This is a genomic window from Clostridium fungisolvens, assembly GCF_014193895.1.
Classification (GTDB): domain Bacteria; phylum Bacillota; class Clostridia; order Clostridiales; family Clostridiaceae; genus Clostridium_AR; species Clostridium_AR fungisolvens.
In genome coordinates, this window is record NZ_BLZR01000001.1 from 2,551,176 (window position 1) to 2,564,550 (window position 13,375).

Consider the following 13,375-nt stretch of genomic DNA (forward strand, 5'->3'; position numbering starts at 1 on the left):
AAAATTATATATTATCATTAAATTAAATATATAAATCTAAACCAAAATATCTTTTGTTTTCATTATCAATAAACTTAAAGTTACCATTATAGAGGATTGTTCCTGCATATTTTCCCTTTGTTATTATTAAAAAACTCTTTAAATTATGGTCTGGAGATTTTAGACTGAATTGAAGGGTTTTTAATTCTTTTTGATAAATATCTGTTCTAAATCTCATTATACCTAGTTCTGAAATTTCTGCAGCATCTATCTTATGATTACTGTTTATATCTGCAATATTAATCAAGGTTGCTGATAAATCCTTCGATATATCCTTTGAATTTATTAACTTTCCATCGGTGCCGAATTGATCCACCTCTAAATATTTGCCGTATACTCTCTCAGTCTCAATTACATTAGCAGTCTCAGTGAGCATCGTAATATCATTTTTTAAATCTGCAACTAAAAAACTTTTACTGTCCCTATATTCCACTGACTCGGTAAGATTTCTAATAAATACACCACAAATTGACATTAATAACAATATAATCAATACCTTAATTAAATTAATTTTTTTATTGAATTTCACTTCGGCCCTTGAATTGCAACTATAAGCTAGTAAGTTTTTAGTATACATTCCTTCACCTATCCTTTAGAATTTTTTTATATTCTAAAGGTACTAAAGAATTATTAAATATAGCTTATAGCGTTGTAAAATACAAGTTAAACTTTTGAAACTGCTAAAGCACCGTATTGCAATTAATTGGTTAGCTATACGATGCTTTAATTAAATTACTAAAAGAAGTAATATACTTTTATATAAACTTCCATTTAACTTTTTACTTAAATGTTAACCAGAAATTTGACTCTCATGTTTTGCAAAGAAATCTACTCTTGGTTCCAAGTATTTTAGTTTATGAGTAGCTGGATCACCTAAAAGATCATAAATTGGTTTAAATATATAATCCCAGCTCCAAAGCCTTTCATCTACATTTAAATATTCTCTTACCATCTCACAGCCATTTGGTGCAATAGGATGTATTAAGGTTATAGCCGTTCTTACGGCATGGAATGAATCTATTAGCACTTGTCTTCTTAATTCATTATCTTCCTTACTTTCTGCTTGCTTCATATTATTTACCCAATATTTATTCATATTACGGATATAACTATCCAAGACATAAGTTACAATATGAAACTCGTGATTGTACATGTGTTTTTCATAAGTTAAAATAGCTTCCTTTGATTCATCTAGAATTTCCTTACTTATCTCTCCTACTGGTATAGTTCCATCAAAATACTTTTGTGCTGTATAGAAACAAGAACGAACAAGTCTATTAAATACATTTGTAAGCAGATTGCCGTCTTTCAAAACAGTGTCAGGACCTTGTTTATCCTTATCATCCATAAAGGCTTGTGGTGCAAAGCTAACGCTCTTTTTAACTAAACCAAGGCTTAAAAAATGCATACGTAATTGTTCTGCAGTATAGTATTCTAATAGTTCCCTTGCCATAGGTGGTTTTATAGCGCCACTGCTACTAGCTTTTTTATCCATAAAAAGAAGATGATTATTTGCAATTAAGTGAGGAATATTCAAACTTTCCCAGTCTACTTTATCATCTTTATCTATTCCTAATAAAGCCATAAGCATTGCCATCTCAGCAACTCCATAGAAATAGATGTTGTCTTCACCAATAAATTGATATACTTTCGAATCTTTTCCAGTCCAAAACTCTTTCCATGCTTCTGAATCTTTTCCGATGCTTTCTAAATAAGCTTTAGTAAAAGATACTGGAGCCCAAAGAGATTCTGGCCAAACCCAGAAAGTTAAATCCTTAAGCTCTTCCTTTTCAGGTACTTCTATCCCCCACTCAACATTACCTGATAATCTAAAAGGCACTAGAGTCTTACCAGTTCTAAAACGGATACCCATCTTATCAAAAACTTCTCTTGCCTTATCTCTATCCTCTAGATTTTCAAAGACAAAAGAAACAGATGGCTTCTTTGGTTCATCTATAATGGTGTGTTTTGGTAACTTTTCCTCTAAATCTGTTACCTCTTCTAACTGCTTACGTTTAACATATATAATTGGTTGCTTTAAAAATTCTTCGATTGTATTTAATAAATACTTACGCCAATTTGTATTCTTTCTTAAATAATCTACTTCTTCATTTAAAAGCCTATTATATTGGTCTAATTTAAAGTACCAATTTGTAACATCTCTAAGTTCAGGTACTTTACCTGATAAGGTACTCTTTGGATCTATTAATTCAATTGGCATGAATTGATGACCTAAATCACATTCATCTGCATAAGCTTTTTCAGATGTACATCCTTCTATTGGGCATTTACCTATTACTTGACGACCGTTTAATAGTACTTTCTTATCTGGATCATAAAATTGTGGAGATGATAATTTTTGTAAAAACCCACCTTCATATAATTTATTAAAAACATTAGCAGATACTTCTTTGTGTATTTCACCAGCTCTATCCAGCGCTGATGCAGCATAAAGATTTAAATCCATTTCATATTTACTTAGTACTTCTTTTTGCTTCTCATGATTCTCGCGAACATAATCCTCAATAGTTCCTTTATAATTGTTTTCATCTACCATTTTTCTATAGCTTGCGGAAATTGGCGAGCCATAACAATCTGTTCCTGATACAAATATAACATTTTCTTTTCCAATTCTATCTCTTAAGAATCTTGCAAAGGTATCTGCATGAACAAACACTCCACCAACGTGTCCAAAGTGTAGTTCTTTATTTCCATAAGGCATACCTGAAGTTATAACAGCTTTCTTTGGGAATACCGGACGTTCTATTTTTCTTTCTTCCATGTTTACACACTCCTTAAATGTAATAACATCTGCTTATTAATTTATTTAAATCCACAAAAGAGTCGCTAAACGACCTTCTTCAGTGAGCTTTTTTAACGCATCCAAACTACTGACGATAAATGCAAACCAATATATTACTTAAGTTATCCAAAACTAACTTTTTTTATTTTAAGTTCTTAGACAGTAAAAAAGGGTATAAAAAAACACCTCCTACAATAATCTGTAGGGGCGACTTAACCGCGGTACCACCCTGCTTCATTAGCATGTTGCCATGCTAATCTTATCAAGTACTAACACATACTCTAGTTCCGTAACGTGAACAAACGTCATAGTATCACCTATTCTTCAGAATAAGATCCGTATGCAGCTCCAAGCCTTGTTTCATTAAAATATCCACTGTTCCATCTCAGCAAAAGGAACTCTCTGTAAGTTTCAAAAATAACTACTCTTCTTTTCATTGCCTTTATTTTAATATATAAAATCAATATGTTAATGTCAAGAATTATTATATTTATTATTTACAAAATTAAAAATTTTATAATTACATTTTCTGGCAATTCTCAGCTATTTTTAAGCTTCAGTCTATATTATTATACTATTGCAATTATTGAGTAAGTTTTAATAACATATTTCATCAATAATTCTATAGATAAACTACTTCATATTTGAATCTATCAAAATAAAAATTCGTGGTTCATCGAAATCATTTTTAACCAACCATGTTCATTAGAGAGTTTTTATATTTTACTAATTTATTAATCTATATATTTCTTATATAGATATATTTTAAAACTGTGAAAGAAGGTAATTAACAAATGAATATATCAAAATTATTTCAAGCAGCATCTTTAAATAATATTTATTCCAGTAGACAGACTCAAATCGTTGATACTGTTTCAAGTGCAACAAAGACTCCAAAGATACAGAAACCAGATGCAATTTCAAGTGCAACCAAATCAAAGGGTGGAGATCACTACTTCGAAGCAAGGGCTTAATTAAAGATGAGCCACTTCGATCCGAAATCTATTTTTAAAACTCTCACGGGTTTTGGTGAGAGGATTTAAAAACAATAAATTTTATTACGAAGTGGTTCATCTATACACATAAATAAACAATTAATCTTAATCACAAAATTCAACCCTATTTCTAGAAGCTAATAGAAATTTGGAATATACTTTTATATCAATATAAAAACTCTCTTTTGTATAGATAAACCTATTCATAATATACTAAAATCTAGAATTAGAAAAAGATATTTCGTAATATTTCCATATAAATACTATAGCCAATGTTAATCATTTATAAAAGCCATTATCATAAAAGTTTCATCAAATCGTTTTTTTTAATATGTCTTATCAATTATGCTTTCTGCATAAAACATCATCCTTATTTCATAAATAAATATAAAGCAATTTTATAAAACCAAGTGATATTGCAAAATCCTACCCTTTATACTATAATTTCGGATAGTACATTTTTATGAATATACTATTTTCATTTCATCTTAATATGTACCATTTCGATTCGAAATCTATTTTAAAAACTCCTATGGATTCTGAGAGGAGTTTTTAAAAATATAAATTTTATTATGAAGTGGTACACCAATAAATTAAGGGGGCATCTATATGAAAAATGCAATTAAAGCAGCCTTTCCAGTTACCATACCTGTAATGTTAGGATATGTATCAGTAGGCATAGCCTTCGGACTGCTGCTAGAAAAGTCTGGTTACAATTTTTCATGGGCAATTTTAATGAGCATATTTATCTATGCAGGCTCAATGCAGTTTATAGCTATTAATCTTTTAACCAGTGGGGCTGGTTTAATTGAAGTAGCACTGATGACATTGTTTGTAAACATAAGACATGTCTTTTACGGTTTATCATTTATTGATAGTTTTAAAGAAATGGGGAAGAAAAAGAATTATATGATTTTTTCTCTTACCGATGAAACTTACTCACTGCTTTGCGCTTCAAAAGCTCCTGAAGGAGTTAATAAAGACCAATTCATGTTCTTCATATCACTATTTAACCAAATATACTGGATTATTGGCAGTGCAATTGGTTCTATAGCAGGTTCACTTATAACTTTTAATACAAAAGGAATCGATTTTGCAATGACCGCTTTATTTGTAGTAATTTTCATCGAACAGTGGTCAACCTATAAAAATCATACGCCCGTTTTAATCGGCGCATGCTCCACAATTTTATCTCTATTATTATTTGGTCCAAGCAATTTAATTCTACCATCAATGATATTTATATCTATAACATTGATATCATTAAAAAAACAGATAGAGGGAAAAAACTACGGTGTTGATAAAGGAGAGGTAAGTAATGAATATTAATATTAGTTCTACGATAATTTCTATAATAATTATTGCTCTAGTTACTTTCGGTACAAGAGTTGCTCCTTTTATCCTTTTTGGAAAAGGAAAGTCTACACCAAAGTATATATTATATCTAGGCAATTTTTTACCTCCAGCGGTCATGGCAATGCTGATAATTTACTGTCTAAAAAATGTGAGCCTAATTACTTTTCCTTTTGGAATTCCTGAACTTATTGGTATATCCTCAGTAGCGCTGCTACATATATGGAAAAGAAATAATTTACTTAGTATAATTGGTGGAACAGCCATCTATATGATAGCAATTCAATTTATATTTGTATAAGATTAAAAGCCATGAACTTTTAGGAATTGCCTAATTTTTTCATGGCTTCAATTTTCTAAAAACTTTTGTACATATAGATAAAATAGTTTGTGTTTATATTAATACTTCTTTATTTTCAGTAACTTATTGAATAGGCGCCATAAGTATTCTTCCTGTTCCACGATATACATTTACTAAACCTTCTCCTGAAACAGCAGAACCAATCAAACTTTTACTAGATTTCTCAACTCGAAAATCTAATGTATCAGACCATGCAATAGCGTAGTTTCCATCAATTTTAACTTCATCATTTTCAATAATAAACTCTATTAATTCAGCTCTTGGCACAGGGCTCTCTAGCACAGCAACTCCTTGACCTCTTAGACATAAATTAAACAATCCTTCTTTTCCAAGCATCGCAGAAGACAAATTTGTTCTTGCCACTACTTTTTGCTGGACCCTTGATTCACAAGCAAGGAATAACCCATCATCCAGTACTAGACCTCCCCATTCAGACACCTCTTCAAGCAATATATGCTTATATGTTGGTTCTAGCATTAATAAACCATTACCTTGATATTTAGGTTTAATTGTAGATTCTTTTGTCACTTTTGAAGATAAAGCCTTACCAAATAAATCTCCAAGTCCCTTAACATCAGCAGCCATAGTTACGGCTCCCGAAGTCCACTGCATTGCTCCAGCACTTATTGTATATGCGTTCCCTTTTAGCTCAATCAAAACTTGTCGCTTTCTAATATTCATTTCAGATGCAAAGTAAGCAGCCATTGCCGTAGCAGCATTTACACTTAGATCTTTTTTGTACTCAAGTACTTTTACATCTCCTTTCCCCTCTACCACCTCAATATTTTTATTCTCAAAAATATTTTTACACGTTACCATTTATACCTCTCCTCCAAAAGCAAATTTAGATTTTAATACACCCTTTATACACTTACATTAAAACTTTTATATTTTATGTCTATGTTTAATAAAATTGTTGAAATTAGTTGATTATACAAGAGACACAATATGAGCAAGCTATTAAAATTAAATGACTTTTTCAGATGAACGTGTTTCATTTAATAATGAATGAGCCCTCGCAATCACGAATTTACTATTACATTTTAGGGGCTACGCTTTTGAATTTTATTGACTTACAGTAAACTCTAAGGTGTACAATTTATGTATATTCTTATTAAAGGATATAAATTAATAAAACAGAAAATTAAGCCATAGTGCTTAAAATAATACTACATAAAGATTGGAGTGTGTATTAAAAATGAATTCTTTGAAGGATTGTTACAAGTTATCTAACGGCGTTGAAATCCCATGTGTTGGGCTAGGTACATGGCAAGCAGAAAATGGAAAAATCGCAATATCTTCTGTTAAGGATGCTCTAGTAGCTGGATATCGTCATATTGATACTGCTGCTGGATATAAAAACGAAGAAAGTGTTGGTATAGCAATAAAGGAAAGCGGAATACCTAGAGAAGAAATTTTCATAACCAGTAAGCTTCACAATAATGATCATGGTTATGAAAATACTATGAAGGCATTCGAAGAAACTCTAAAGAAGCTTGATACTGATTATCTGGACCTTTATCTAATTCATTGGCCAAATCCCATAAAGTATAGGGACTGTTGGGAAGAAGCAAATGCAGGCTCATGGAAGGCCTTTGAAGAACTTTATACTGCCGGCCGCATCCGTTCAATTGGAGTAAGCAACTTCCATCCTCATCATATAGAAGCCTTACTTAAAACAGCAACTATAGTTCCTATGGTTAATCAGATTAGACTTTGTCCTGGAGATACACAAGATGAACTTGTAGGGTACTGCAAGGCTCATAATATTCTATTAGAGGCATACAGTCCATTAGGAACCGGTTTGATTTTTGAATCAAAGGAAATGCAAGCTTTAGCAGAAAAGTACGAAAAATCAATTGCTCAAATATGCATACGTTGGAGTTTGCAAATTGGATTTTTACCACTTCCTAAATCAGTAACAAAATCACGTATTGTTGAGAATGGAGAAGTTTTTGATTTTGAGCTTTCACATGAAGATATCAAACTTATTGCCGATTTAAAAGGTGTTTGTGGATTTTCTAAAGATCCAGATAAAATTACATTCTAATATTTTATATCATATAACTAAGGGCATACTAGATACTTCTGTATGCCCCTATTTATTTTGCAAATCCAATGTTTAAAGATACACTTTTATGCATGGTTTTAAATTTATTTACATCAAAAAAGTAGATATAAAAAGAAACTTATCTTTATATCTACCTCTCTTAAAAATGTATCACTTTTCTAAAAACTTTTTTCAAAACTTCTCTTAGAGAAGATGTAATTCTTTAAACTACCCGTTAATTATATTCTTAAGCTCATTAAGACTACTTATTTCATAGGTTGGCTTTATCTCTGATGTATTTGGAGTTTTACTTGGGTTGTACCAACAGGTATCAATTCCAGCGTTTACTCCACCCTTAATATCAGAACTTAAGCTATCTCCTACCATAAGAACCTTGCTCTTATCAGTTTGCTTTATATTCTTTAATGTCATCTCAAATATCCTTGGATCTGGTTTAGCTACCTTAACTTCTTCTGATATTACTACATCTTGAAAATATTTGGCTATAATAGATTTTTTTATTCTGCCATTCTGAACATCTGTTAGTCCATTTGTCACTATTGTCAATTTATAATCTTTATATAAACTTTCTACAAGTGCCTCACTATCATCAAATAAGAATGATGCATTAGCTAGGTGCTTCATATATGCCTTTGCAAATTCAAATTCGTCAAAAGCTACTTCTAATTTATTTGCTAATCTCTTGAATCTTTCAACCTTTAATTTTTCTTGAGTGATAAGCCCCTGTTCGAACTCTTTCCATATAGCTGTATTTATTTCACTATATATTTTCAAATGGTGATTTTCATCATATTCAATATCAAATTCAATCATAGCATTTTTAAAAGCTTCTCTTTCAGATTTCTTAAAATCAAAAAGAGTTTCATCTGCATCAAATATTATAACTTCGTATTTCATAGTAATCCCCCTTGAATATGTGATTTATTGTAGTAAATCATATTTTATTTTTATCTATCGTAGTTTTTCTTTATGTTAATTATATCATTAATTCCAATATAACACATAATTAAACAAATATCGTTTCACATTCTTTAGACATATTTAAATATTAGTAATAGCAATATCCTTACTTAAATCAGCTTGCTGATTTTTTATTTTATTGTCAGCTCTCGCATTTAAACTTAAGCCTACAAGAAATAATATCCCTCCTATTACTTTTCCTTTAGAAAAGACGTCTAAATATATATAATCAATGATAGCACTTGCAAACATTTGTCCTATAAACCTCAGTATAACAACATAAACTGCTGGCACCTTGGGAACCAAAACATTAAAGATATAAGTTGTCAAAACTCCTATAAACCCACCTATAAAATATGGTAACGGAACTTTCCGTATTACCTCATAAGAAGGAATGGAATTTATCATAAATGCACATAGAACAACAGAAGAGACCGCTGCCATAAAATAATTTATAATAACTCCATTAATCATCCCTTCCTTTTGTGATAGCTTTCCATTAATCATCATGCTAATAACTATATTTACACCTACTAAAAATGCTAAGAAAATATATAATATCATTTCAATCCTCCAATATAATAAATTTTTTAGTGCCCTTTTTTCTGAAAAAATCATTTAATTCTAATAGTTCGCTTAAATAGCAGCTCTTGTATAATCACTTAATTTAAACACTAATCTTAGCAATATCCTAAACAAAATATCTTTATATAGTAATCATAACAATTGCTCCAAGAGAGATTATTGAAAACCCAAGAATTCTCTCTTTTCTGAACTTATTTACAGGCATTCCAAAAAGCCCAAAGTGTTCTACTATAATAGACATTACTAGTTGTCCATATAAACTTATACTGCTGGTCAAAGTTACTCCTATAACTGGTATACATAAGTTATTTAAAAGTATGGTTATAACGCCAAGAACACCAGGCAATAAAAAAATCAACTTCATTCCTATAAGCTTCGGCAATTTATTTTTTCTAACAATGGCTATAAGAACAATTGTTATTAGTCCGATTGTATGAAATATCAAGGTACTCATATACGGCCCTGTTTTCTTAGAAATCATTCCATTAAAGAACACCATAATAGCAAGTAATACTCCATTGATAACTGCTAAATTTTTATACATAACTAAATCCCCCTTAACTTTACAATACTTTATAAATGCTTTATAAATAATTTATAACATTTGTATAGATTCAAATAGGACATTTGTCCTGCACAGGAGGATTTATGAAAAGATTATTAGATAGAGAGCTGCTAAATGATTTTTTTTCAAAAAATCATATTGAAGATATATTTGATAAAGATATAATACACCACTGCGAGCTGCACTTTTACAAAAAAGATGAATTTGTATTACATTCAGAATCAGAACTAGAATATTTATATATGCTTGTGGATGGAAAATTAAAAATCTTTTACCTATTTGAAAATGGTAAATCAATGCTTTTAAAATTTTATAAGGATTTTATCTTTATAGGTGATATAGAAATCTTAAAAAACAAACCAATTCGGTGCAATGTGGAGGCAGTTGAAGATACTTATCTTATTGCAGTACCAGCCAATATAATCAGAAAATATTATATAAACAATACTAAGTTTCTCCATCACCTTATTGATTCCTTAAGTGAAAAACTTGACTCAACAATTAATAATAGCTCCTATAATTTTGTATATCCACTTAGTAATAGATTAGCGAGTTATTTAATAGAGCATTTGTCGGATGAAAATTATATAATTTTAGATTCAAGCTTTATAGAAATTGCTCAATTTTTAGGAACTACCACTAGACATCTAGGGAGAACCTTTAAAGAATTAGAAGCTAAAAATATTATAAGGCTAGATAATAAAACTGTTCATATCCTAGATAGAGCTGAATTAAAAGAGCTATCTAAAAATACTTTTTTAAAATCTCTTTAAAATTTTCATTCGATGGTTCTACGAATCTTTATATTAGATACATTCTAGTATGAAGTGTTTATCCATAGCAATAATAAAAAACTAATAGACAAATTATTATGATTTATGCAACAATAAATAAGTAAAATTTAGCAAACAAGCCTATAAAATTAGGCAAAAGTGACATGATCAAATTAAGTGGTTATCCATCCAATGCTTTAATGAGCTTACGCAAAGAATTAATATAATTTTTTCATATTCCATGGCTAAAACTGTAAACTCACTACGTTCGAACAGTACAGTTTATTAACGCCATTCCATCTGAAAAAATCATTTAATTCTAATAGCTCGCTCATATAGCATCTCCTGTATAACCACTTAATTTTAAAAATACTATTAAGCTTAGCATGAAATTAAAATATAGAATATAAGGATGAATTTATTATGGAGAAAAAGACAGAAATAAAAATAATAAAACCTAAATTACCAAAGGATTTATCACCTTTTGAGCTTTCTGAGGATAGTATAACAGACTATGATTCAATATCAGAATCACATATAAAAGAATGTTTCTTAAGATATCATGATGCAAACAAAGTTTCATTTAATGAAGTGGTATTTGAAAATACTACTATTAACAATGTTTCCTTCCAAAAATCTGATTTAGTGGATGTTAGATTCGAAAATTGTGATTTATGTAATGTAGATTTTTCAGAATCCTCTTTCCTTAGAGTTGAGTTTATAAACTGCAAAGTGGTTGGTATTAATTTTACTGAATCAACTTTAAAAAACGTGTTTTTTAAAGACTGTTATGGACAGTACTCGCTCTTCAGATTTGTAAATTGTAATTCAGTGCTTTTTGATCACTGTCATTTACGATATTCAGACTTTCAAGAAAGTAAGTTTTCTAAGTTAGAATTTAAAGAATCAGATCTTACTGAAAGCCAATTCTTTAACACTAAACTAAAAGGACTTGATTTTAGAAGCTCAGAGATTGACGGTATAGCAGCTAGAATTCCTGACTTAGAAGGAATGATTGTATCAACTGCTCAAACAATAACTCTTGCTGCATTAATTGGTGTAGAAGTTAGATAGAGTAGCAAAATTAGCCTCCCTGATGGGAGGTTTTTTATTCTTTAGAAATTTAGAGCTTAATTAAATTTCTAAACAAGTATATATATAAAGTTTGAAATTTAATATAAGTTAAAGAATAAAGAGAAGAAAAACAGCTATAAAATAGATACCACGATAAATATTCAGTAAATTCCATATTTGTATATACTTCCACTTAGACGTATAATGATATTGTCACTATATAGTGACAATCATATTTTGTTCTTTGATTTTTACATTGTTGTATTATTTTCAGCTTAATGTATACGTAAACAAACATTCAATTAACTCACATACTACAGGAGGGGAATATGGGAACTTATAAATTCGCTTTAAAGATGCTTAAAACAGATTTTAAACAAACCTTACTTTATCTTCTATTTGTAATCTTTTCAGTAGCTACTTTATTTATTGGCTATGCAATGATGGATGACAACAACTACACTTCACTTAGAGGAAGTACATCTGAGCTTTGCCAAGTACTTTTGTTTGGTCTAACTATATTATTACTATTTATGGTATTCTTCGCGAACTCCTACTTTATCACTTGTAAAACAAAGGAATTTGCAATTGCAGAATTAAATGGAGTATGTTCCACTAAACTCATGGGCCTTTTGAGTTTTCAAACTTTTTTGCTTGGAATTACAGGAAGTATACTTGGTATATTATTAGGAATGATTTCATTGCCTGTAGTTTCAGCAGTTATGTATAAATTACTAGGTGCTCAGCAAAATATATATTCAACTACTTCAGACAGTTTAATAATCACTTTTATAATTGTTATGCTTATAATGTGTCCTTATATAGTAGGCGGTGACTATGGGTATCTTTTTCATAGAGAAATACAGGATTTGATTTATGGACAAAGACAACTTTATACACCTCATGCAAAGAAAATCACAATTCCAGAAATCGAAAATATAAAGAAACTGTTTCCTTTTTTAGAAAATTCCAAACCAAAAACACCTCACAAAACTAAGTCCGTAAAACCACACAATATATTATCTATATTACTTTATTTTCTTCCTTTAACAGTACTTCTTTTAAATTCAAAAAACTTTTATGCTTTAATGGTTTTTTATTTACTTTTTTCAGTTATAGGAATACACAAATTATTAACAATTAATTTTCCAGATAAGATATTAAGTCTTAAAAAGAATGTATTTGCTGGTGATGAAATTAAATTAATTTCACTAAGCAATCTCCATTACTCTTTAAGAAAGATGAACTTTCTTATTGTAACCTTAGCAATATCCACAGTATCCCTTGTGTTTATAATTGGATCCTATGGTGAATCATATCAAGTTAAGGTTATGGGTATTTTCGTATATATTTGTGCCATTGTATCACTTGGCATTAGCATTTTGTACAAGTTTATAATTGAAGCTTCATATAGAAAGCATATATTCATGCAATTACAATTACTTGGATATCATACTAAGCAAATAAAAAAAATTATAAAGCAAGAAATAATATTGCTATACGGTATAGCTATAATAATACCTTTAATCCATATTGTAATTTATCTTGCAAAGTTCATAAACTTAGGCATTATAACCCTACAGTTGTCTTTGATTCTTTTGTCTACTTTTATAATTATTTTTGTTATCATGATTCCTATATCCTATTTTGTTTATAAGAAATCAGTATTGTAAAGAAACAAAAGAGTCTATTAAATACTGAACAAAATAAAAGAATCCAACTACTATTAGATACTTTACATAGAAGACTTTCAAATAGTAATCTTCTCTATAATCATCTTTTAGTTAGATGGATTC

At 29.7% G+C, this 13,375-nt stretch carries 13 protein-coding genes and 1 other annotated feature; of the genes, 7 read left to right on the plus strand and 6 right to left on the minus strand.

The annotated features are described in order from the left end of the window. Window positions 1-22: 22 nt before the first annotated feature. Both bsdtw1_RS10985 and bsdtw1_RS10990 read right to left on the minus strand, forming a co-directional pair. Window positions 23-616, minus strand: coding sequence for a hypothetical protein (locus bsdtw1_RS10985; protein WP_183277612.1), 594 nt, complete (start codon window positions 614-616; stop codon window positions 23-25). 213 nt (window positions 617-829) lie between these two features. Next, window positions 830-2,821, minus strand: a complete 1,992-nt coding sequence (locus bsdtw1_RS10990) for a methionine--tRNA ligase (protein WP_183277613.1) — start codon at window positions 2,819-2,821, stop codon at window positions 830-832. Window positions 2,822-3,042: 221 nt separating this feature from the next. Next, window positions 3,043-3,288: a binding site (T-box leader), on the minus strand. 348 nt (window positions 3,289-3,636) lie between these two features. Between bsdtw1_RS10990 and bsdtw1_RS10995 the strand changes: the two genes are divergently transcribed. From bsdtw1_RS10995 to bsdtw1_RS11005, 3 genes are all read left to right on the plus strand, one after another. Next, window positions 3,637-3,816 carry a hypothetical protein gene (locus bsdtw1_RS10995; protein WP_183277614.1) on the plus strand — a complete coding sequence of 60 codons (180 nt, stop codon included), beginning with the start codon at window positions 3,637-3,639 and terminating at the stop codon, window positions 3,814-3,816. A gap of 630 nt (window positions 3,817-4,446) precedes the next feature. Beyond that, window positions 4,447-5,166: an AzlC family ABC transporter permease gene (locus bsdtw1_RS11000; protein ID WP_183277615.1), complete on the plus strand. Its 720-nt coding sequence runs from the start codon at window positions 4,447-4,449 to the stop codon at window positions 5,164-5,166. Next, a complete protein-coding gene (locus bsdtw1_RS11005; protein WP_183277616.1) occupies window positions 5,156-5,491 on the plus strand; it encodes a branched-chain amino acid transporter permease in 336 nt (111 codons plus the stop codon). Before bsdtw1_RS11000 ends, bsdtw1_RS11005 begins: the two co-directional genes overlap by 11 nt. Window positions 5,492-5,614: 123 nt before the next feature. Here bsdtw1_RS11005 and bsdtw1_RS11010 read toward each other — a convergent pair whose 3' ends face one another. Continuing rightward, window positions 5,615-6,370 (minus strand): AIM24 family protein, encoded by a 756-nt coding sequence (locus tag bsdtw1_RS11010; protein WP_183277617.1) that lies wholly within the window; start codon window positions 6,368-6,370, stop codon window positions 5,615-5,617. A gap of 379 nt (window positions 6,371-6,749) precedes the next feature. Here bsdtw1_RS11010 and bsdtw1_RS11015 point away from each other — a divergent pair, with 379 nt between their 5' ends. Next, a complete protein-coding gene (locus bsdtw1_RS11015) occupies window positions 6,750-7,601 on the plus strand; it encodes an aldo/keto reductase (RefSeq protein ID WP_183277618.1) in 852 nt (283 codons plus the stop codon). A 228-nt stretch (window positions 7,602-7,829) separates the two neighbouring features. On the opposite strand, the gene bsdtw1_RS11020 is transcribed toward bsdtw1_RS11015, so the two are convergent. The 3 genes from bsdtw1_RS11020 to bsdtw1_RS11030 form a co-directional block, all read right to left on the minus strand. Beyond that, on the minus strand, window positions 7,830-8,519 hold the full coding sequence (locus tag bsdtw1_RS11020; protein ID WP_183277619.1) for a YjjG family noncanonical pyrimidine nucleotidase: 690 nt from the start codon (window positions 8,517-8,519) through the stop codon (window positions 7,830-7,832). A gap of 144 nt (window positions 8,520-8,663) precedes the next feature. Next, the gene (locus bsdtw1_RS11025; RefSeq protein WP_183277620.1) at window positions 8,664-9,146 is read right to left on the minus strand and encodes a DMT family transporter; all 483 of its coding nucleotides are present in this window, start codon (window positions 9,144-9,146) and stop codon (window positions 8,664-8,666) included. A 142-nt stretch (window positions 9,147-9,288) separates the two neighbouring features. Continuing rightward, the gene (locus tag bsdtw1_RS11030) at window positions 9,289-9,711 is read right to left on the minus strand and encodes a DMT family transporter (RefSeq protein ID WP_183277621.1); all 423 of its coding nucleotides are present in this window, start codon (window positions 9,709-9,711) and stop codon (window positions 9,289-9,291) included. A 104-nt stretch (window positions 9,712-9,815) separates the two neighbouring features. Between bsdtw1_RS11030 and bsdtw1_RS11035 the strand changes: the two genes are divergently transcribed. The 3 genes from bsdtw1_RS11035 (at window position 9,816) to bsdtw1_RS11045 (ending at window position 13,252) form a co-directional block, all read left to right on the plus strand. After that, the gene (locus tag bsdtw1_RS11035; protein WP_183277622.1) at window positions 9,816-10,505 is read left to right on the plus strand and encodes a Crp/Fnr family transcriptional regulator; all 690 of its coding nucleotides are present in this window, start codon (window positions 9,816-9,818) and stop codon (window positions 10,503-10,505) included. Window positions 10,506-10,928: 423 nt separating this feature from the next. After that, a complete protein-coding gene (locus bsdtw1_RS11040) occupies window positions 10,929-11,579 on the plus strand; it encodes a pentapeptide repeat-containing protein (protein ID WP_183277623.1) in 651 nt (216 codons plus the stop codon). A 329-nt stretch (window positions 11,580-11,908) separates the two neighbouring features. After that, window positions 11,909-13,252, plus strand: a complete 1,344-nt coding sequence (locus bsdtw1_RS11045; RefSeq protein WP_183277624.1) for an ABC transporter permease family protein — start codon at window positions 11,909-11,911, stop codon at window positions 13,250-13,252. The last annotated feature ends 123 nt before the right edge of the window (window positions 13,253-13,375 follow it).